The organism is Pseudovibrio exalbescens (assembly GCF_028737195.1).
GTDB lineage: Bacteria > Pseudomonadota > Alphaproteobacteria > Rhizobiales > Stappiaceae > Pseudovibrio > Pseudovibrio zosterae.
In genome coordinates, this window is sequence record NZ_JAQZAJ010000004.1 from 249,196 (window position 1) to 269,609 (window position 20,414).

The 20,414-nt window shown below is 57.4% G+C and carries 16 protein-coding genes; 9 read left to right on the plus strand and 7 right to left on the minus strand.

Annotated elements, in window-relative coordinates:
* Positions 1-147 precede the first annotated feature (147 nt).
* Positions 148-969 (plus strand): M55 family metallopeptidase, encoded by an 822-nt coding sequence (locus PUV47_RS13505; RefSeq protein WP_274219098.1) that lies wholly within the window; start codon positions 148-150, stop codon positions 967-969.
* Positions 970-1,178: 209 nt separating this feature from the next.
* Positions 1,179-1,913, plus strand: a complete 735-nt coding sequence (locus PUV47_RS13510; protein ID WP_274219099.1) for a DUF1062 domain-containing protein — start codon at positions 1,179-1,181, stop codon at positions 1,911-1,913.
* A gap of 41 nt (positions 1,914-1,954) precedes the next feature.
* Here the strand turns inward: PUV47_RS13510 and yghU are convergent, their stop codons facing one another.
* The 3 genes from yghU to PUV47_RS13525 all read right to left on the minus strand — a co-directional run bounded on the left by yghU (position 1,955) and on the right by PUV47_RS13525 (position 6,207).
* Complete coding sequence (gene yghU, locus PUV47_RS13515) at positions 1,955-2,833, minus strand: glutathione-dependent disulfide-bond oxidoreductase (RefSeq protein WP_274219100.1); 879 nt, start codon at positions 2,831-2,833, stop codon at positions 1,955-1,957.
* A gap of 767 nt (positions 2,834-3,600) precedes the next feature.
* Positions 3,601-4,626, minus strand: a complete 1,026-nt coding sequence (locus PUV47_RS13520) for a formylglycine-generating enzyme family protein (protein WP_274219101.1) — start codon at positions 4,624-4,626, stop codon at positions 3,601-3,603.
* 3 nt (positions 4,627-4,629) lie between these two features.
* Complete coding sequence (locus PUV47_RS13525) at positions 4,630-6,207, minus strand: arylsulfatase (RefSeq protein WP_274219102.1); 1,578 nt, start codon at positions 6,205-6,207, stop codon at positions 4,630-4,632.
* Positions 6,208-6,503: 296 nt separating this feature from the next.
* Between PUV47_RS13525 and PUV47_RS13530 the strand changes: the two genes are divergently transcribed.
* From PUV47_RS13530 to PUV47_RS13545, 4 genes are all read left to right on the plus strand, one after another.
* A complete protein-coding gene (locus PUV47_RS13530) occupies positions 6,504-7,139 on the plus strand; it encodes a hypothetical protein (RefSeq protein ID WP_274219103.1) in 636 nt (211 codons plus the stop codon).
* A gap of 569 nt (positions 7,140-7,708) precedes the next feature.
* Positions 7,709-10,279: a phosphoenolpyruvate--protein phosphotransferase gene (gene ptsP / locus PUV47_RS13535; RefSeq protein ID WP_274219104.1), complete on the plus strand. Its 2,571-nt coding sequence runs from the start codon at positions 7,709-7,711 to the stop codon at positions 10,277-10,279.
* 103 nt (positions 10,280-10,382) lie between these two features.
* Positions 10,383-12,098 carry a PTS glucose transporter subunit IIBC gene (ptsG, locus tag PUV47_RS13540; protein WP_274219105.1) on the plus strand — a complete coding sequence of 572 codons (1,716 nt, stop codon included), beginning with the start codon at positions 10,383-10,385 and terminating at the stop codon, positions 12,096-12,098.
* A gap of 292 nt (positions 12,099-12,390) precedes the next feature.
* Entirely contained in the window at positions 12,391-13,011 is a 621-nt protein-coding gene (locus PUV47_RS13545) for a 2OG-Fe(II) oxygenase (protein WP_274219106.1), read from the plus strand.
* Positions 13,012-13,022: 11 nt separating this feature from the next.
* Here PUV47_RS13545 and PUV47_RS13550 read toward each other — a convergent pair whose 3' ends face one another.
* From PUV47_RS13550 to PUV47_RS13565, 4 genes are all read right to left on the minus strand, one after another.
* On the minus strand, positions 13,023-14,135 hold the full coding sequence (locus tag PUV47_RS13550) for an ABC transporter ATP-binding protein (RefSeq protein ID WP_274219107.1): 1,113 nt from the start codon (positions 14,133-14,135) through the stop codon (positions 13,023-13,025).
* A 17-nt stretch (positions 14,136-14,152) separates the two neighbouring features.
* Positions 14,153-15,040, minus strand: a complete 888-nt coding sequence (locus PUV47_RS13555) for a carbohydrate ABC transporter permease (protein WP_274219108.1) — start codon at positions 15,038-15,040, stop codon at positions 14,153-14,155.
* Positions 15,033-15,944, minus strand: a complete 912-nt coding sequence (locus PUV47_RS13560) for a carbohydrate ABC transporter permease (protein ID WP_274219109.1) — start codon at positions 15,942-15,944, stop codon at positions 15,033-15,035. Before PUV47_RS13560 ends, PUV47_RS13555 begins: the two co-directional genes overlap by 8 nt.
* A gap of 74 nt (positions 15,945-16,018) precedes the next feature.
* Positions 16,019-17,290 (minus strand): ABC transporter substrate-binding protein, encoded by a 1,272-nt coding sequence (locus tag PUV47_RS13565; RefSeq protein WP_274219110.1) that lies wholly within the window; start codon positions 17,288-17,290, stop codon positions 16,019-16,021.
* Positions 17,291-17,492: 202 nt separating this feature from the next.
* On the opposite strand from PUV47_RS13565, the gene PUV47_RS13570 reads away from it, so the two are divergent.
* The 3 genes from PUV47_RS13570 to PUV47_RS13580 are packed head-to-tail and all read left to right on the plus strand — an operon-like array spanning position 17,493 to position 20,234.
* On the plus strand, positions 17,493-18,215 hold the full coding sequence (locus tag PUV47_RS13570; RefSeq protein ID WP_274219111.1) for a response regulator: 723 nt from the start codon (positions 17,493-17,495) through the stop codon (positions 18,213-18,215).
* A gap of 36 nt (positions 18,216-18,251) precedes the next feature.
* Positions 18,252-19,682, plus strand: a complete 1,431-nt coding sequence (locus PUV47_RS13575; protein WP_274219112.1) for a sensor histidine kinase — start codon at positions 18,252-18,254, stop codon at positions 19,680-19,682.
* Positions 19,683-20,234 (plus strand): metallophosphoesterase, encoded by a 552-nt coding sequence (locus tag PUV47_RS13580; RefSeq protein ID WP_274219113.1) that lies wholly within the window; start codon positions 19,683-19,685, stop codon positions 20,232-20,234.
* Positions 20,235-20,414: the final 180 nt, after the last annotated feature.

The window sequence follows — 20,414 nt, forward strand, 5'->3', positions numbered from 1 at the left end:
TGCATGAGGCCGCGCCCCATGGTGCACTCTCCTTCCAGATCGCCTAGGCTGGTTGCATTGCTTTCCAAACAGAGTGCGGCCCAACCGGTGCTGGCGCAGCCCAAGCCCGGACCTGCCGCGCTTTCTTCCAGAGACGAGACAAAGAGAATGCGAATTTTCATTTCCGTAGATATCGAAGGCGTGGCGGGTGTGACCGAAGCCCTTCAAGGCACACGAGGCAACGCGGAATACGAAACTGCCCGCCGTTTGATGACAGAGGAAGCCAATGCGGCCATTCGCGGCGCGTTTGCCGGAGGCGCAACCGAGGTGATCGTGGCAGATTCCCACGGGCCTCTTCGCAATATGATGGTGGAGGATCTGGACCCTCGGGCCCGCGTTGTGTCCGGTCGTCCGCGCCCGCACTCCATGGGGCAGGGGCTGGATGCCTCTTGCGACGGGGCGATCTTCATTGGTTACCATGCTTCTGCTGACCATCAGGGCGTTTTGGCGCACACCATCAATGGCCTCGCCTTTGCCCGCATTGAGATCAATGGCGTGCAAGCCGGAGAACCAACGATTTTCGGCGGGTTTGCTGCAGAGCTTGGCGTGCCGTTGCTGGCGGTAAGCGGGGATGATCAGCTGGCCAAGGAGATCGCAGGTCAGTTTCCATCCAGTCGGCGCATTGTTGTGAAGGAAGCGCTGGGGGGCAGCGTGGCCAGCAGCCTGTCGCCAAAAGCCGCCCGCGAACTCATTGAAGCAGAGGTAACCGCCGCTCTGAAAAATGCCGGTTCGGCAAAGCCAGAGGGCCCATGTATCACGCCGCTGAATGTGACTGTGCACTTCAACAAGCAGATCTTTGCAGATGCCGCGGTGATGGTGCCAACAGTGGAACGAGCGGGCGCGCGCGCAGTGCGCTTTACCAGCGCCAATCATGAGGAATTGATTGGCACCTTGACCATTCTCTCCATGATTTCTTCTTCACTGGCCTGATTTCCCTGCGTAAAAAACTTCTCTGCGCTCGTGGGCTGTGCTAGGAACGGATCGCTTCATACGCGCGGAGAGGTTGCAATCTTGCCTTTGTAAAGCTGGTCTCAATTTGAACACCTCGTGAACCGGAGAGTGCCTTTGGGCGCTGCTCCCTTTTGTGCGTTCACCGCGTGGCAGTTGAGACCGGCTTGGCAACACCTGCTGCGCTTTTTATGAAGCCATTTTGGCAGACCGCTGTCTGCCGCTTTCCTTCAACCGGCCACGCCGTTCTTGGTGCCCGTCTGGTGGACTTCCGTTTTTTGGAAGGCCAAGACGGTATGTCTTTACATCTCAAGGTCCGTTGGACCCTTACGCCTCTGTCCGCGCCGCGCCCCTGGCACATGTGTGGCGGATGCGGCCGGGCACGGGCATTTTCATTCAGCGGCAAAGCCCGGCTGAATGCCAACAGTCAGCGGTTGGATGCCTGGCTGATTTACAAATGCACCAGTTGCAATGCCACCTGGAATTTGCCGGTTTTTGAAAGGTCGCCGGTAAAAAGCGTGCCGCCCGCTCTCCTGGAAGCCATGGAGGCAAACCTCTCGGCTCCTTTGATGGCGCTAGCCTGTAATGCCGGACGGCTGCGTCAACATTCGGCCCGTATCGACCCGCCAGAAGGGGTGCACATTGTAAGCCAAGTGCTTCAGAACGCTCGTTTTTGCGAGGATGCGGAGCTGAGCCTTGTAAACACGAGCGGGTGCCATGTACGGCTCGACCGGCTTCTGGGCGCGGCACTCGGGGTGCCCCGCAGCGCGTTGCAGGGTTATATGCAGGAGGGCAGACTGGAGGTCTGGCCTGATACGCGGAAAGTGCTGAGCCGTCCCGCACGGGATGGCCAGACCATTATGCTCCGGCAGATGCCGGAGGAGGTGCGGGGTCGGCTTGCGCAGGAAGCCGCGGTGCCCGCCTGAAAAAGGGGAAGGCCCCGAAGTGGGGCCTTCCATCTGAGTGCTTAGTTCTCTTCTTTTTCGCCGATCTTGTCTTGCGTGCGCAGCTCGAAGTCGGAGGCGTCATGACGCTCGTGAAGCTGCTCATGCAGCTCACCGAAGGAACGATTGACGATACGGCCACGCTGAACGGCAGGGCGCTCAAGAATTTCCTTGGTCCAACGCTGAACGTTCTTGTAGCTCTCAACCTCGAGGAACTCGCCAGCGCCGTATTGCTTGCCAAGGGCGAGATTGCCGTACCAAGGCCAGATCGCCATGTCGGCGATGGTGTACGCGTCGCCGCCGAAATAGCGGTTTTCAGCAAGGTGGCGGTCCAGAACGTCAAGCTGGCGCTTGGCTTCCATGGTGAAGCGGTTAATGGCGTACTCGATCTTTTCAGGGGCGTAGTGGTAGAAATGGCCAAAGCCACCGCCGAGGTAAGGCGCGGAGCCTTGAAGCCAGAACAACCAGTTCATCACTTCGGTGCGCTTGGCGTGGTCGGTTGGCAGGAACTTGCCGAACTTTTCCGCCAGATAGAGCAGAATATGACCGGACTCAAACACTCGGATCGGCGTATCGCCGGAGTGGTCCATCAGCGCAGGGATCTTGGAATTGGGGTTTGCGCTCACAAAGCCGGAACCAAACTGATCGCCTTCGCCAATCTTGATGAGCCATGCATCATACTCGGCACCAGTTTCGCCCAGAGCCAGCAGCTCTTCCAACAGGATCGTCACCTTCTGGCCGTTTGGGGTGCCAAGAGAGTAAAGCTGGAGCGGGTGCTTGCCCACTGGCAGCTCCTTCTCGTGGGTTGCACCGGCGATCGGGCGATTGATGCTTGCCCAGGTGCCTTCACCTTTTTCCCAAACCCAAACCTTTGGTGGCTGATACGCGTTGTTATCGGTCATGAGCGGCCGATCTCCTTTTGCTCTTCTTGCTAATTCCTTGCGTTGGTCGCTTCCAAAGCCAACCAACCATAAAAACAGCAGGTGTTTCCCAAAAAAGGCGAGGCACAATACTTAGTTGACCCCATGCGCTTGCGCAACCAGCGATGGCTTGCGTGGGCGCATTAGCAATGAGATGGGCAGAGTGCCCCGGCACGTCAACGCCGGAACCGCGCAATGGTTGGTTTCGCCATCACAGTTTGGTGAGAACGCAGCTCGTTTGCTGAGCCTCCGCCCTCCCAACATACCATGACCATCATACCGGAGAAGCGAAGCGCACATCCGGTATCCAGAGCCACACGCACGGCAGGTGGTGAGACGCCGGGCTGGATCCCGCATCAAGCGCGGGATGACGCCGGTGGTTGGGACGAGCATGGTGGAGGACGCCGGTGGTTGGGACGAGCATGGTGGAGGACGATGGGTTGCGCGCAGCTCAGTGCGACAACCGAGAGGATAGTTGTCCAAGGAACGCCAGCATTGCAACGTGACTGTATATGCGCGGTACGCTGGCTAGGTCTCTTGCGCTACCACACATCACCACCGTCATGCCGGACAAGGTGAGCGCAGCGAGACGCCGATCCGGTATCCAGAGCCGCACGCACGGTGGGTGTTGAGCGGCTCTACTGGATCCCGCATCAAGTGCGGGAGGACGCCTTTGGGTAGGCGAGCGTCGGGGTTGATGAGAGAGGCGAGAGAAGCGCGGTATGGCAAAAGAGGACCTCAAGCGGGCCTCAATGTTCCTCGCCTACATCTTTCACGATGCGGAACCCGATGTGGTTAGAACCTAAGCTGCGTTCGGCACTTTGGCGGGCGGCGGGACGGTAGCGCAGGCAGTAGGATGGGGCGCAGAGCCATGAGCCCCCCTTGACCACATGCATGGGGCCTACAGCTTGATTGGCAAAACTGGCGGCAATTGCTTCTGGTGGTCCTTGCGGGTCAATCTCTTCTCGCGCCGGATGACCGGGCACCCACCAGTCCGCCACGTGTTCCCAAACGTTTCCTGCCATGTCATAGAGCCCGTAGCCATTTGCCGGAAAGGAGCCCACGGGCGCGGTGCCATGGTGGCCATCTTCCGCCAGATCCACATTGGGAAACAGCCCTTGCCAGGTGTTTGCTTTCCAACCCTCAGACGGGTCATAGCTATCGCCCCAAGTGTAGGTCGCACCGTCAAGCCCGCCACGGGCGGCGAACTCCCATTCCGCTTCACTGGGCAAGCGTCCACCTGCCCATTTGGCATAGGCGCGGGCGTCTTCCGGTGACACGTGAACAACCGGATGATCTTCCTTGCCTTGAATGGTGCTGCCAGGGCCAGAAGGAGCCCGCCAGTTTGCTCCCGGCACATAGCGCCACCATTGACGGAAATCCTGAAGATTTTGCTTCTCAGCGGGCTCGGCAAACACCATGGAGCCGGCTTTGAGCAGGTCTGGTGGAACATCGGGATAGTCTGCAGGATCAAGCGCTTGTTCGGCTGTTGTCACATAGCCTGTTGCCTCAACAAAGGCTTGAAACTCGGCATTCGTGACTTCAGTTGCCTTGATCAAGAACGGCCCGACGGTCACCTGCCGGGTGGCAGCTTCTTCCCGGTAGTGCGCCTCAGACCCCATTGTGAACGTGCCGCCGTCAAGAGGAATGAAGCCCTCCGCTTCAGAGGCGAGGGCAGGCGTGGTTGCGAGCAGGGTGTAAAGACAGAGCGCCCACACGATGTTGCCCGGACGACGAGCGCCGCCCGGACATGGAGTTTTTAATGAAACATGCATCGCCTAATTGCCCAATCCTTCACGCAGTTTCTGTTCAATGGTGGAGAGGTTGAAGGAGCCCGGCTCTTGTGTTGGGGGGTAATCCTGCATGCTTTGCAGGAACTCCGCAGCCAGCGCCTGAATGGGAACAATCACGTAAGGGCGATCCAGAAACCAATCCTCATAGGTGTTGGAGTTGTGCTGTGCCTTCTCGAAAGGATCGCGGCGCAGGTGAAACAAAAGGGGGACGCGAAGCTCCACAAACGGCTCCCGCCAAACACCAAACCGCTGCCCCCGGTTTTCCAGGAAAACAACTTTCCAATCGTCAAAGCGCGCGGCCACGATTTGTCCATCGTCGTTCACATACCAGAACTCGCGGCGAGGGGAGGTGTCCACTTCGCCCTTCAGATAGGGCAACTGGTCATAGCCATCGATGTGGTTGCGGTAGGTGCGGCCATTCAGCTCTACGCCTTCAAGCAGTTGTTCTTTGATGTCTGAAGCCCCGGCGATGCCTGCGAAGGTGGGCAGCCAGTCTTCATGGGCCACGATGCCGTTCAGTGTGGTGTCCTCAGGCAGAACGCCGGGCCAGCGTACAAAGGCCGGTACGCGGTAAGCGCCTTCCCAGTTGGAGTTCTTCTCGCTGCGGAACGGGGTCGTCGCGGCATCGGGCCAGGTGTTGTAGTGCGGGCCGTTGTCGGTGGAGTAGAGCACAACGGTGTTGTTGGCGATCCCCAGCTCGTCCAGAAGATCCAGAAGCTGGCCCACATGCATGTCGTGTTCAACCATACCGTCATGGTAGTTATTGCCACTTGGGCCCGACAGGCCCTGATGCTCTTCCTTCACATGCGTGCGGAAGTGCATGCGTGTCCCATTCCACCACACGAAGAACGGCATACCGGCTTCGTGGGCCTCACGGATGAAGCGCATGGCCTCAGCAACGGTCTCATCATCAACCGTTTCCATGCGCTTTTTGGTAAGGGGCCCGGTATCCTCAATTCTCTGGGTGCCGTCTTCATTGGCCCAGGAATGGATCACCCCGCGCGGGCCGAACTGTTCCAGAAAGGTCTTGCCATTCTTGAGAACCATGTCTCTTGGGTAATCGCGGTTTTCTGGCTCCTCCTCCGCATTCAGGTGGTAGAGATTGCCGAAGAACTCATCAAAGCCATGGTTGGTTGGCAGGTGTTCATCCAGATCGCCCTGGTGGTTCTTGCCGAACTGGCCTGTCGCATAACCCTGCGACTTGAGGATGGTTGCCATGGTGACATCCACTTCCTGCCATCCTTGCTCAGCACCCGGCAGGCCCACCTTGGTCATGCCACTGCGCACGGGCACACTTCCGCCAATGAAAGCGGCACGCCCGGCGGTGCAGCTTTGCTGCGCGTAGTAATCGGTAAAGGAGACGCCTTCCTTGGCGATGCGGTCAATATTGGGCGTTTCGAAGCCCATCATACCCCGGTTGTTGTGGCTGATGTTCCAAGTGCCAATATCATCGCCCCAGATCACGAGGATGTTGGGCTTGTCCTGTTCTTGAGCGGCGGCAGAAACCACCAGAGACGCCGCAAAGGCACCTGCCGCCAGAAGGCGGATCAATCTTGTTCGCATCTTAGAGAGACCTCCGGATCTTATTGTTGTTTTCCCGGTTTCACTTCATCGAAAGCGGCGGATCATGACGACCTGAAATGAGCTGCTATTCTGTTTGCGCGGCCCAACAGGCGCGCGGCAGGGACAATAGCACGTGTTACCCTAACGGAATATTGTGTCCGAGCAAGGATTGATGCTCATAACGGTTACCAAATGCGAGCAACCCATAATGCGCATTATGGAACCTTGGCTTGCATCTTCACAAAGCATGGACGCAGGCGTCATCTCACGGCCCCTACAACCGTGGAGTGATAACCATGCGAATAAACAGCTTGAAAACAAAGCTTGTGCTTACAGCCACTGCGCTCACCCTGACTGCACTGGCCGCGGGCACTGCAGCCGCGCAACAACGCCCCAACTATCCGTGGCAAGCGAATGTTCCCTATGCCCTGCAGGCCAATCAGTCTCGGCATCACATCATTCCATGGCAGGAACTCATCAGCTATGGCGTGGGTGAATACGTAACGCTTGCGGAAGTTCAAGGTTTTTTGGACACCTATAATCTCATTGGTCAGGCAAACATCGGCAGTTTTGCCAATACCAACGACCTGGCTGCCGCCTATGTCGATGAAGATAATGGAGACCATAACGAAGCCAATGACGTGATGTTCTCCTTGTTCGCGTGGATGCAAGGCAACCTTGTGGTTGGCCCGAACAATGCCAATCGCCCGCACGGCGATCCAGGAGATGCTTTTGATCAGCGCGCCTATGACTGCAAGATGCACTATGCCAACGCCGGTGTGCGGAACCAGTTCCAGAACTTGCAAGCTCGATGGAACGGAACGCCAAACCAAGAGCGCGTGGTTTTCGATACGCTTTCACAAGACGCCATGGCTGCCAATGCGACCGCCACCGATCAAGCTGCGCCCCCGGCTCCCGCCTGCGCGTGGTAAGCAAGGGCAAAGCCAAGCCAGAGGAGCGCGGGATCGGCCGTGCTCCGTTTTATCTTCGCCTCGTCTGCGATGTTCGCTACTGTCATTTTTTGGAGGCAATGGCGCGATAGACTTGCGGAAGTGTCCATTTCGGGCCGGTTTCGAATCCTGTTCTCTCATCTTCATGGCCCACTAACCGGATCTGCTTTATCTTTTTGACCATGAACGGCCAGTGTGATGTATTAGGCTGTTGTTACTGTGATGCTCGGTACGCGGACGCCCCAAGAACGACCATAGAAGCAATGAAGAAGTAAAGCTGGTCGTTGTTTGGAAATAAAAATGCGCCTATTGAAGAATGATAAAGAATATATGGCGCGCTTAACATAACTTTCACAAATGACACAAAACAGAAACGAAGGTTTCCGTTTGTAACAAAACGTAACAACGCGTAACAATCGGCAAAATGCGTATTGTTGTGCGCCCCCCTCGTACCGATCATCTCCCCAACTAGTAGTGAGACCCGTTCTAAATTCGGAAGCATAACCGGGCCTCCATAATCTAGGCACTACCTAGAAACCGGGAGAAAAACGGTGAGGGACCAAACCAACACATTTTCAATTCTGCTGCCAATGAAAGGCGTGGTTCAGCCGATTACTGAGCTGCCTGACCCGGTGTTTGCAGAAAAGATGATGGGTGATGGTGTCGCGATTGATCCGCTTGACACCGTGCTCTACGCCCCCTTCGCAGGCAAGATCACACAGATCCACCCATCTCATCACGCTGTAACCATCCAACAGGGTGATGTTGAACTTCTCATGCACATCGGTCTGGATACCGTGGCGCTGAAGGGCCGAGGCTTCGAGCTCAAGGCACAGGAAGGCGACAGTGTTCAGGCTGGCCAGCCACTCATTCAGTTCGATGCTGATGTCATCGCTCGCGAATGTGTCTCCGTACAGTCCGCGATCGTCATAACCAGCGGTCAGGAGATCAACATCGCGATGCCTTATAACAGCGCGCAGACCGATCTGTCTCAGCCGCTGTTTACCGTTGCAAGCGGCAACGATCCGGCCGATGCGCCAGCGCCGTCAACACGCCCTTCTGCGTCAACCGATGCACCAGCAAAGCCAAGCGGGCCGAAGGCGACCGGCGCCGTGCAGATACCGAATGCAACCGGCCTGCATGCGCGTCCGGCGGCCCGTCTGGCTGTTGTTGCGCGTGAGGCTGACGCTGATGTGACCCTGACCGTCAACGGCAACAGCTGCAGCGGCGCCAGTGTTACCGGCATCATGTCCTTGAAGACCAAGCTTGGCGACACGCTGGAAATCGAGGCGGTGGGTGCAGGTGCTGAAAAGGCAGTTGCCGACATCGTGGCTGCGGTGAAAAGTGGCTTGGGCGAAGAAATCTCCGAGATTCCAACCGCTCCAAAGGCAGAAGTGGTCAAGGAAACCCCTCTTCTTCAGGTGAAATCTGGCGAAGAAGGCGTTCTGCTTGGTTTCACAGCATCTCCCGGCCGTGCCATCGGCAAGCTGGTGAAGCACAGCAAGGCCCTTCCAGAAGTAACCCGCGAAAGCATGGGTGCGGCTGAAGAACGTGCGGCCTTCAAGGCCTCCGTCAAAGCCAGCATGGAAGACCTGCAGAACGTGATTGCGCGGTTGAATGCAAACGGCCAGGAAGAGCTGGCTGAGGTGTTTAACGCCCACATTCAGCTACTGGCAGATCCGGAACTCTCTGAAAAGCCACTGGCAGACATTGCCTCTGGTCAGAGCGCTGCATGGAGCTGGAAGCTGGCCTATGAAGCGCAGGCTGAGACGCTTGCCAAGATGGACGATCCTCTGTTGGCTGGCCGTGCAACCGACGTTCGTGACGTTGGCCTGCGTGTCCTGAAGAAGCTGATGGGTGTTGATGAAGGCAATGAAATTCTTGAGGAAGGCACCGTCCTTCTGCAGGAAGACATCACCCCTTCAGAAATTGTGGCGCTTGACCTGACCAAGATCGTGGGCCTATGCACCACTCATGGCGGCGCATCCTCCCACGCAGCCATCATCGCACGCTCCAACAACCTGCCGTACTTGGTCAATGTTGAAGAAGAAATGATGGATCTGGAAGACGGCACCGTGCTGCTTCTGGACGCCAAGCGCGGCAAGGTGAAGGTTGCCCCTTCTGATGAAGAACAGGCAGCGTTCAACCAGAAGATCGCGGATGCAGCAAAGCTGGCTGAAGAGTACCAGCGTGACGCTCACAAGCCTGCGGTGACAACAGACGGCGTGCGCATCGAGATTGCGGCCAATATCGGCAGTCTTGAAGACGCGGAAAAAGCTGTTGCGGCCGGGGCCGAAGGTGTTGGCCTGCTGCGCTCCGAGTTCCTTTATCTGGAACGTCTGACCGAGCCGACTGAAGAAGAGCAGGCTGAAAAGGTTGGCAGCATTCTGGAAGTGATGGGCAAGGACCGTCCTGTCATCATTCGTACGCTGGATGTGGGCGGTGACAAGCCTCTGCCTTACCTGCCAATGCCACAGGAAGAAAACCCGTTCCTTGGTGTGCGCGGCATCCGCATCGGCATTGAGCGTCCCAGCATCCTGCGCCGTCAGGTACGCGCCATTCTGTCTCAGGCGAACAAGGGGCATGCACGCATCATGTTCCCAATGATCGCAGCACTGGACGAGCTGGTAGCTGTGAAGGCCTTGGTGCGAGAAGAACAAGCCAATCTGGGCATCGAGAACGTGGAAATCGGCATCATGATCGAAGTGCCGTCCGCAGCCCTGATGGCAGACAAACTGGCAGAAGAAGTTGACTTCTTCTCCATCGGTACAAACGACCTCACACAATACGTCATGGCGATTGACCGTGGCCACCCTGGTCTGGCTTCCCGCGCGGATGCCCTGCACCCGGCTGTGCTGCGCATGATCGACATGACCGTGAAGGCTGCTGACAAGGCAGGCAAATGGGTCGGCGTCTGCGGTGGCCTCGCAAGTCAGGTCGAAGCAGTATCCGTTCTCATCGGCCTTGGCGTGAAAGAACTTTCCGTTTCAGTGCCAGCCCTTCCTGAGGTCAAACACAAGGTTCGCTCAGTATCCATGGAGGAATCCAAGAAGCTTGCAAAGGAAGCTCTTGATTGCGCGGATACGAGTGATGTTAAGGAGCTCCTCAAGTCACAAAAGTGATTGCGGAGTATTCGTGGGAGCAAGTCGTTCCACTTGGAATTACTTGTAATTTATCAGAGGGATCGGCGCCAATAACGCGCCATCCATCTCTGGGGGACAAAAAATGAGCATTTTTGCAAACAGCTTTGGAGCCTTGCAGAAGGTTGGTAAGTCCTTGATGCTGCCAGTATCAGTTCTTCCAGCTGCAGGTATCCTTCTTGGGGTTGGTGCTGCTGACCTATTCTTCATTCCGGATATCGTGAACCACCTGATGGAACAAGCCGGTGGCTCGATCTTCGGCAACCTGCCGATCATCTTTGCCGTTGCCGTGGCGCTCGGCTTTACCAACAACGATGGTGTTGCTGGTCTTGCCGCTGTGGTTGGCTACGGTGTTCTGCTTGCGACCATGGGTGTGATCGCAGCCGAAATCGGCGTTGAAACCAAGCAAATCATGGGCATTCAGTCCATCGACACAGGTGTGTTCGGTGGTATCCTGATCGGCGGCGTGGCCGCGTCCATGTTCAACAGGTTCTACCGCATCAAGTTGCCCGATTATCTCGGCTTCTTTGCTGGCAAGCGCTTTGTTCCCATTATTACCGCGTTCTCCGCAATCGCTCTTGGTGTGGTTCTGGCATTCATCTGGCCTCCAATTGGCGGCGCAATCAATGCGTTCTCCAACTGGGCTGCCAACGAGAACCCGGAAACCGCTTTCTTCATCTATGGTATTGTAGAGCGTTCTCTGATCCCATTCGGTCTGCACCACATCTGGAACGTGCCATTCTTCTTTGAAGCTGGTTCCTACGTTGATCCGGCAACTGGTCAGACTGTAACCGGTGAAATCCAGCGCTACCTGGCTGGCGATCCAACCGCTGGTAACATGGCTGGTGGCTACCTGTTCAAGATGTGGGGTCTGCCTGCAGCAGCTCTTGCGATCTGGCACTGCGCGAAGCCTGAAAACCGCACCATGGTTGGCGGTATCATGATCTCCGCAGCTCTGACTTCCTTCCTGACCGGTATTACAGAGCCAATCGAGTTCGCATTCCTGTTCGTTGCTCCACTGCTGTACGTTGTACACGCTCTGATGGCTGGTATCGGCTACGCGCTGATGATCATCCTCGGCATCAAGCACGGCATGACCTTCTCTCACGGCTTCATCGACTACATCCTGCTGTATCCGCTGTCCACTCAGGGCTGGATGCTGGTCGTCTTCGGTCTGGGCTATGCAGCGCTGTACTATGTGGTGTTCCGCGTGCTCATCACCACCTTCAACCTGAAGACCCCTGGTCGTGAAGACGCGATTGAAGGTGCAGCTGCTGGCGTACCTGGCAGCGAAGACGAAATGTCTGCCGCTCTGGTCAAGGCCTTTGGCGGTGCAGACAACATCACGAACCTTGACGCCTGTATCACCCGCCTGCGCATCAGCACAGCGGACGTGTCCAAGGTGGATGATGAAGCTCTGAAAAAGCTCGGCGCACGTGGTGTGGTCCGTGTAGGTAACGGCGCTCAGGCGATCTTCGGTACTGCCTCCGAAAACCTGAAGACCGACATGGAAATCTACCTGCGCAACATGGGTAGCCAAGCCGCAGACGCTCCAGTTCCAGCAAGTGCCTTCGATGCAGACAGCATCCTGTCACAGCTGGGCGGCAAGGCGAACCTCGTTGCAGCCGAGCCTGTTGCTCACACCCGTGTTCGCGTCGAAGTACGCGACATTGCCAAGGTCTCCGTCGGCGAACTGTCGAAGGCTGGCGTCCAGGTAATGCAGGCGGGTGACAAAGCACTGCACCTCGTTGTTGGTGATAGCCATGACAAGCTCGCCAATGACCTGACTGCTCTGATCTGATCAGGGCCTCCCGAAGGGCGTCGCTGGAGTTTCAAGCTCTCTCCCCTTTGTCTCCGGCGATGCCCATCGACATTTAACCTCCCAGTCAGCCTCGAGATTAACGTCTCGGGGCTGATGGCGTTTCAGGCCGGGCAAAACACCCTCAGACCGGCCAACTGGAAGCGGTGCCCTTTAAAAACCAATCCCGGAATTTGCGCCGCCATAACTGCGAATTTTGGGCGGTTTTCTGGCGTGGTATATCTGGCAGCCTGTCAATACAGGGGCATAAAGCGCCTCAGGGGGAAGCCAGAAAATGCTGAATTTTGACGCTCTTAGAGCCTCTAGTACACGCACGACTCCCTACCGCTATCTTGTGGGTGAAGGGGTTCTGACGAAAGAGCAGGCCGCGGATATTCGCCGCGACTATCCCGATATCAACGAGCCGGGCTATCTCCCCCTTTCCAAGCTTGAAGCTTCCGGTGCTTTCAAGCAGTTGATAGAGGATCTGCACAAGCCTGAACTGGCTGACATCCTTTCGGAAAAGCTGGATCTGGACCTGAAGGACAAGCCCCGGATGATCACGGTACGCCGCCTTTCAAAGCATGGCGATGGTCGCATTCACCGGGATTCAAAGTCGAAAATCTGCACCATGCTGATCTACCTCAACGAAGATTGGGAGGATGCGCAGGGCGGAGCAATCCGTGCGCTCAACAACGAGCGTGACATGGAGGATTATGTTGAGGAAGTATCGCCGCTTGCCGGCAATGTGTTTGCGTTCAAACGCGCGGACAACAGCTGGCACGGTCACCCCTCCTACAAGGGCGAGCGGTATGTGGTGCAAACCACTTTCCTGATTTCTCAGGCAGAGCTGAACCGCAAGGAGCAGCGCGGCGGTTTTCAGACCAAACTGAAGCGGCTGTTGCGGATTGCTTAGCCGAGCTCAAATCAGGCGATCAGGTCGCGCGTGTCAGGGTCAAACAGGCAGATGCGGGAGGTGTCAACGGCCAGCTCGATCATTTCTCCGGGCTGCGGTGCCAGCATGGGCGAAACACGGGCCTTGGCGGCCTGCCCGGCCAGTTCGATAACGCAGAGCGTGTCTGCGCCGGTGGGTTCCAGCAGCTCGACGTCGCAGCTTATGATCGGTTGAGTGGCGGCGGCCCAAGAGGCGTGCAGGATCATCTCCGGCCGGATGCCGATGACCACTGGCTGGCCAATGCGGCCCTGCAACCGCTCCGGATTGGGCAGTGGGATGAAGTGTTTGACGGTCTCTCCCACGCATTTGACCGGCAACACCACGCCAAGGTCGCCCGCCTGTTCGGCCACTTCCACACTCAGAAAATTCATGGCGGGCGCGCCCACGAACCCGGCGACATACATGTTGGCGGGCTGGTTGTAGATCTGCGCGGGGGTGCCGACCTGCTGAATGCGGCCGTCTTTGAGGATGGCAATGCGATCGGCCAGCGTCATGGCTTCGATCTGGTCGTGGGTGACATAGACCATGGTTGCCTTGAGCGACTGGTGGAGCTTTTTGATCTCCGTGCGCATTTCAACGCGCAGCTTGGCATCGAGGTTGGATAGGGGCTCGTCGAACAGAAAAATCCTTGGGCGGCGCACCAAAGCGCGGCCCATGGCGACCCGCTGGCGCTGTCCGCCGGAAAGCTGGGAGGGTTTGCGGTCCAGAAGATGCTCGATCTGGAGCATCTCCGCCACTTCCCTTACCGCTGCCTTGCGCTCTGCCTTGCCCACGCCGCGCATTTCCAAGCCGAAGCCGATGTTCTTTTCAACGGTCATGTTGGGATAGAGCGCATAGCTTTGAAACACCATGGCCGTATCGCGGTTTTTGGGGTGGATGTCGTTGACCACCTCCCCGTCGATGCGGATCAGGCCGGACGTGACGTGTTCAAGCCCGGCAATCATGTTCAGCAACGTGGACTTGCCGCAACCCGAGGAGCCGAGCAGCACGAGAAACTCGCCATCTTCCATGCTCAGGGAAATGTCCTTGAGCACTTGCGTGTCACCAAAGGCCTTCGAGACTTGTTCGATGGATAGCGTCGCCATTTGTGTTCTTGTTGTCCCTAGCCCTTGACGGCCCCTGCGGTAAGGCCGCGTACAAAGTAACGCCCTGCGATGATATAGACCAGCAATGTTGGACTCGCTGCGATGAGCGCCGCGGCCATGTCCACATTGTATTGTTTGACGCTGGTGGTGGTGTTGATCAGATTGTTCAGCGCAACAGTGACAGGTTGCGCACCGCCGCTGGTAAAGCTGGCACCGAGCAGGAATTCGTTCCAGATCTGGGTGAACTGCCAAATGATGGCGACCACTACAATGGGTTGAGACAGCGGCAACATGATGCGCCAGAAGATGCGAAAGAACCCGGCACCGTCAATGGTGGCCGCCTTAACCAGATCATCGGGGATAGTCACGTAAAAGTTGCGGAAGAACAGGGTTGTGAAGCTGATACCGTAAATGGTGTGCACCAGGATCAGGCCGCTGATCGAATTGGCAATGCCGAGAAAACCCAGGGTCTGCGCCATGGGCAGAATGACGATCTGCAACGGGATAAAGCAGCCGAACAGCATCAACGAGAAGATGGCGTTTGCGCCTTTGAAACGAAACTTGGAAAGCGCAAAGCCGCTGAGCGCGCCAAGCACCGTGGAGATGATCACCGCCGGAATGGACATGAGCAGCGAGTTCAGGAAATACGGCTTGAGCCCTTCACAGCGCACGCCGATACAGGCCTCGGACCAAGCGGCCTGCCATGCGGCGAAGTTCAGCTCGTGCGGAAGATCGAGCAGCGCACCGGCCCGTATCTCTGCCAGATCCTTGAGTGATGTGGCCAGCACAACATAAAGCGGGGCCAGATAGACCAGTGCTGCAAACAGCAACAACGACCAGATGAAAAGGCGGCCAAACAAACGGCGCTTTCCGGTTGCTCCGGGCAGTCGTTCTGCTCTAGCCATGCCGCTTCCCTCTCAATTCTGAATAGAGGTAGGGCACCATGATTGCCGCCACGGTGAGCAGCATCATCACGGCGGAGGCGGCACCAAGCCCGATTTGGTTCCGGCGAAATGTCATCTCGTACATGAAGTTTGCTGGCAGCGTGGAGGCGTAGCCCGGCCCCCCGCCCGTCAGCGCCACCACCAGATCAAAGCTCTTGATGGCCAGATGCGCAAGGATCACGAAAGCTGAAAGAAACACAGGCCGCAGCGAGGGCAGCAAAATGCCGAGATAAATGCGGGTCGTGCTGGCACCATCCAGATACGCCGCTTTGATGATCTCCTGATCCACCGAGCGCAATGCCGACAGAAACAGCGCCATGACGAAGCCGGAGGCCTGCCAGACGGCGGCAATCACAACCACATAGATCGCCATGTCCTTGTCAACGATCCAGTCAAACCGAAAGCTCTCCCATCCAAGGCCGCGAATGTAGCTCTCAATGCCGAGTGACGGGTTCAGCATCCACTTCCAGGCCGTGCCAGTGACGATGAAGCTCACCGCCATGGGGTAGAGGTAGATTGTCCGCAGCGTTCCTTCCACCCGGATGCGTTGGTCCAGCAACACGGCCAGAAGACACCCGATGACAATGGAAAGGGAGATATAAAAACCGCCGAAGATCAGCAGGTTGTTAAAGGCCACATCCCACCGGTCCATGGCGAACAGGCGCAGGTACTGGCGAAAGCCCTCCAGTTCATAGCTGGGCAGCATGCGCGAGTTGGTAAAGGAGATGTAGCCCGTCCAGATGATGAAACCATAGACGAAGAACAAAATGAGCAAGAACGACGGTGCCACCACCAATTGGGGTAGAACAGTTGAGAGTCTGTCGAGCACAGACGGACGCTTGTTCCCGGCAGGCCGGTGGGACATGGGTTCTCTCTCTGGATAGGGCACGAGCAGAGCTTGATTATGGCTGATCCCTGCCCGCGTATCCCAGCGTTGGGTCAGCGCGCAAGCATTACTGTTTCTGCTAGCAAGTTGACAGCCTCTTGAGAAGACATATCCGTGTTGAAATGTTCAGTGATCACATCAAGAAAGGCGCCGCGCACCGCCCCGTCCTGCACAATCTCATGGGCAAGGGAGTTGACGAGTGCGTCACTCTCTTCTGCGCTGGCCAAGGCCTCCATGGATTGCAGGGCGCAAGGGTCAAACCCTTCCGAGCTTACACCCTTTCGGGCCGGGATGGAGCCCTTGAGAAGATTGAAGGCCCGCTGCAGCTCCTCATCAAGTACCAGTGAGGCCATCAGTTTCTGCCCTTCGGCAACATCCTCGCCGGGCACGCGGAACATGGCAAAACTGTCGGAGTTTAAAATGAAGCCGTTGTTGGAAGGCGTCGGCGTGCAGATGAAGTCTTCGCCGGGAACCTCACCCGCTGCCAGAAACTCCGCTTTCGCCCAGTCCCCCATGATCTGCATGGCCGCTTCGCCGCGCATCACCATGGCGGTGGCCAAATTCCATTCGCGGCCCGGAAAGCCCGGGTCCACGTAGGTGCTGAGTTTGCGCATCTGGTCAAACACCTTGACCATGGTGTCAGAACGCAGTGCGTCCTCGTTCAGCTCTTCAAGGGCGTTCTTGTAAAAGTCCGCCCCGCCGATGCCGAGCACAACCACTTCGAACAAGGTCGCATCCTGCCAAGGTTGTCCGCCATGGGCGAGCGGAATATAGCCCGCCGCCTTCAGCTTCTCCGCGGTTGCGTTGAATTCTTCCCAAGTTCTCGGCGGCTCGGCGTTTACTCGCGCCAGCACCTCAGGATTGGACCAGAGCCAGTCCACGCGGTGAATGTTGATCGGCACGGCAACGTAGCTGCCCTCATACTTGACCACGCGTTTCAAGACTTCCGGGATCAAGGCGTCCCAGTTGCCCGCTTCAGCTTCGTCATCCAGTGTTTTCAGCGTGCCTGCCGCCGCCCATTCATGGATGTTCTGGCCCTTGATCTGCACGGTAGAAGGGGGATCACCGGAGAGCACACGGGCGCGCAGAACCGCTGCTTGTGCGTCTCCGCCGCCACCGGCAACGGGTGCGTCAATCCAGCGCCCGCCATTGGCCTCAAAAGCTTCCTTAAGCACCTTGACGGCTTCCGCCTCTCCGCCGGACGTCCAGTAGTGAAGCACCTCGGAGGTTGGCTGGGCACTTGCCGTGGTGGGGCTTGCCAAAGAGGCGCACAAGGGTGCAAGTGCGAGCACGAGTTTGGCACCCTTAAGAAGCGATTGGACCATGGTTTTCCTCCCAGATTAAAGCTCTAAGAGATTCGACGTTGTTTGGTAATCTAGCTACAAGTACGTAGAGATCGCGCATTTGCGCAAAATTAGTCGTGTGAGGTGTCGCAAAGGGCAGCGTATACACTCGCACTAGAGACAAGTTTTGCTATATAAATCAAGTGTTGGGCTCCCCTGAGCTGTAAAACAGGCACCCCCGGGTATGATGACCTCAAACAAGACACTTCTCATAGTTGATGATGATGAAGAAATCGCAAGCCTGACGGCGGAGTTTCTTCAAGATCGTGGCTACACCGTTTTGACCGCCAATTCTGCGGAGGAAGCTCATGGTGTGCTGGAAGCCAATGAAGTGGACCTGATGGTTCTCGACATCATGCTGCCGGGTGAAAGCGGCCTGGCTCTGTGCCAGCGGGTGCGCAAAAGCTCAAAGTTGCCAATCATCATCATCTCTGCGATCACTGGCGATACGGAGCGGATTGTGGGGCTAGAACTTGGGGCCGACGACTACTTGGAAAAGCCGTTCAATCCCCGCGAGCTTCAGGCCCGCATCTTCGCCATTTTCCGCAGGACGGAAGACCCGAACGCCCCCAAGGCTGTGCCCAAGGTGAAGCGCTACGAATTCAGCGGCTGGGTGTTGGATGAGGCCACGCGCCATCTCAAGGCTCCTGACGGGGTGCTGGTGCACCTCAGTTCATCCGAGTTTGATGCCCTGCTGACGCTGGTCAAGTCGCCGCAAAAGCCGGTCTCCCGTGATGCACTGGGCAAGGTGCTGCGCGGCGCGGCGGTTGAGAGCCATGATCGCAGCATCGACATTCTCATCAGTCGCCTGCGCAAGAAGCTGGCGCAAACGGAACCGGGCAAGGATTTCATCAGCACTGTGCGCCATCAGGGCTATCTGTTTTCCCAGCCCGTGCAGCAGGTATAACAAAACAGGCGAAAGCGCCGCAGAAAGACCTCAACCTTGTTTGAACTCTCACTGGACCTGATGCCGAAGAAACTGGAGCAGCGGCTGGCCGGTTTGCTGATCGCAACCGCCGTCGCCATCTGTTTTGTCATCGGCATGGCCGTGAATGCGTTCAACCAACGGGAGATTGCGCTGGCAGCCTCGTTTCAGGTGGGTTCCGAGCTGGGTCAATACCTTGAAAACCTTGAGCGTGGCCGCCCCCTGCCCGCACCCTTTGCTACCGAAAAATTGCAGATAACTGCCGGGGATGTTGCAATCAGCCCGGCAAACAGCCGTCAACTGCCTGTGGTGATGGCGAGAGGCGATCGAACGCTCAAACTGTTCGTTCTGTTTGACGATGAACCGCGCCGACCCGACCTTATCAGCGCCCACTATGATCTGAACCAGTACCCGGCGCGGCAGCTCGGCGATTTGGTGCGCGCCATCTCCCGGCAGGACTTGCGAGCCGTGCTCTATCTGCCCGCTCTGGATGGCACATCTGCCGGACGGTTGATCACCGCGCCCCTCGTCTGGAAAGACCGGATGACGGAGCCGGTGGTGGTTATTCTGTCTTGCCTCGCTGTCATTCTGGTGCTGGTGGTGGGACGCATGCTCGCCCATTACGTGGCCGTGCCGTTTCGTGCGCTGGCGGAAGACGACCGGGCGGACCTGAAACCCTGGGACACGGAAGAAGCCGTGGTCTTGCAGGACAAGATCCTGCTGCAACAAGACGCCCGTGCCGAGATGCTTTCCGAGCAGACCCGCATGCTGGCCTCCATCAGCCATGACCTTCGCACACCGGCCACGCGCCTGCGCTTGAGGTTGGAGCAGATCGACTCCGCAGCGCTGCGCAATCGCATGCTGCATGATGTGGAGGAAATGACCCAGCTGATTACCGCATCGCTGGACTTTTTGCGCTTTGATGTGCGCATGGAAGAACCCCAACAACTCTCGCTCGGGGCGCTTTTGCAATCCTTGTGTGATGACTACACAGATACCGGGAGCCGGGTCGCCTTTATCCCCGAGCGGCAAGCTCGGGCCGATCAGGCCCACAGCATTTTTGGCGGCGGCGGCGAGGTGCAGCTTGCGGTGGAAGGCCGGGCCGTGATGAACGGACGCCCAACGGCCCTGCGCCGGGCGTTTACCAACCTCATTGACAACGCTCTGAAGTATGGCGGGGCGGCCACCGTGCGCCTGCAAAGCCATATGCATGACAAGCTCACCATCATTGTCAGCGATCCGGGCCCCGGCATACCGTCGCATCTGCATGAGCGCGTGTTTGAACCGTTTTTCCGCAACGACAGCAATGAGCGCACTCGTTCTTCCAGCGTTGGCCTTGGCCTGTCCATTGTCCATCAGGTTGTAAAGGCGCATGGCGGCGCCATCTTTCTGGGTGAAACAGATGAAGGCCAGTTTTGCATCACCGTTGAACTGCCCCGCGAAGCATAAATGACAAGGCTGCCCATGTACTTCTTCAGTTCTGACCATCACTTCGGGCATGAGCGCATCATCGAGTTGTGTAACCGCCCCTTCAAGGACCGCGCGCACCAGACAGAGCAACTGATTAAGCGTTGGAACGCTGTGGTTGGGCCGGACGATCATGTATTCGTGCTGGGCGACTTCGCACACCGGGCAACCGAAGGGGAAGCGCGCGCCGCTTTTGACGCTCTCAATGGCACCAAGAGCCTTGTTGTTGGCAACCACGACGGAGACGCCGTGAAGGCGCTGCCGTGGCAATCTCACGACCCCAAGGCACCCGAGCTGGCGGTTACCGAGATGCTGCGCTTTTCTCATGAGGCGCAGGAATACTTCATGTGCCACTACGCTTGGCGCACCTGGCCCAATGACAACAAGGGCACAATTCACCTGTTCGGCCATTCACATGGTACGCTGCCTGACCTTGGCCGTTCCTGCGATGTGGGGGTGGATCGATGGGACTTCACGCCTGTCAGCACCCACCAGCTCATGGCCCGGTTTCAGTCCGTCCCTCCCCACGGCTGACACCGCAAGAGCTAACAGTATCCCCATCGGACAGCGCGCCAAGGCGCGTTTTTCTCCGCTGCACTTCCCCCTTTTTTGTCTGATCAGGTTGCGCCTTGCAAAGCGGCACCGTGTCGGTTATGCGTTTAACCTTCACGTTTACTGCGACCCGACAATTTCCCGCCGGGTACTATCATTCCC

Excerpts from the sequence above, each read along its gene's own strand:
- PUV47_RS13505 (WP_274219098.1), top strand. The coding sequence starts at position 148 with ATGCGAATTTTCATTTCCGTAGATATCGAAGGCGTGGCGGGTGTGACC.
- PUV47_RS13510 (WP_274219099.1), top strand. The coding sequence starts at position 1,179 with ATGAAGCCATTTTGGCAGACCGCTGTCTGCCGCTTTCCTTCAACCGGC.
- yghU (WP_274219100.1), bottom strand. The coding sequence starts at position 2,833 with ATGACCGATAACAACGCGTATCAGCCACCAAAGGTTTGGGTTTGGGAA.
- PUV47_RS13520 (WP_274219101.1), bottom strand. The coding sequence starts at position 4,626 with ATGCATGTTTCATTAAAAACTCCATGTCCGGGCGGCGCTCGTCGTCCG.
- PUV47_RS13525 (WP_274219102.1), bottom strand. The coding sequence starts at position 6,207 with ATGCGAACAAGATTGATCCGCCTTCTGGCGGCAGGTGCCTTTGCGGCG.
- PUV47_RS13530 (WP_274219103.1), top strand. The coding sequence starts at position 6,504 with ATGCGAATAAACAGCTTGAAAACAAAGCTTGTGCTTACAGCCACTGCG.
- ptsG (WP_274219105.1), top strand. The coding sequence starts at position 10,383 with ATGAGCATTTTTGCAAACAGCTTTGGAGCCTTGCAGAAGGTTGGTAAG.
- PUV47_RS13545 (WP_274219106.1), top strand. The coding sequence starts at position 12,391 with ATGCTGAATTTTGACGCTCTTAGAGCCTCTAGTACACGCACGACTCCC.
- PUV47_RS13550 (WP_274219107.1), bottom strand. The coding sequence starts at position 14,135 with ATGGCGACGCTATCCATCGAACAAGTCTCGAAGGCCTTTGGTGACACG.
- PUV47_RS13555 (WP_274219108.1), bottom strand. The coding sequence starts at position 15,040 with ATGGCTAGAGCAGAACGACTGCCCGGAGCAACCGGAAAGCGCCGTTTG.
- PUV47_RS13560 (WP_274219109.1), bottom strand. The coding sequence starts at position 15,944 with ATGTCCCACCGGCCTGCCGGGAACAAGCGTCCGTCTGTGCTCGACAGA.
- PUV47_RS13565 (WP_274219110.1), bottom strand. The coding sequence starts at position 17,290 with ATGGTCCAATCGCTTCTTAAGGGTGCCAAACTCGTGCTCGCACTTGCA.
- PUV47_RS13570 (WP_274219111.1), top strand. The coding sequence starts at position 17,493 with ATGATGACCTCAAACAAGACACTTCTCATAGTTGATGATGATGAAGAA.
- PUV47_RS13580 (WP_274219113.1), top strand. The coding sequence starts at position 19,683 with ATGACAAGGCTGCCCATGTACTTCTTCAGTTCTGACCATCACTTCGGG.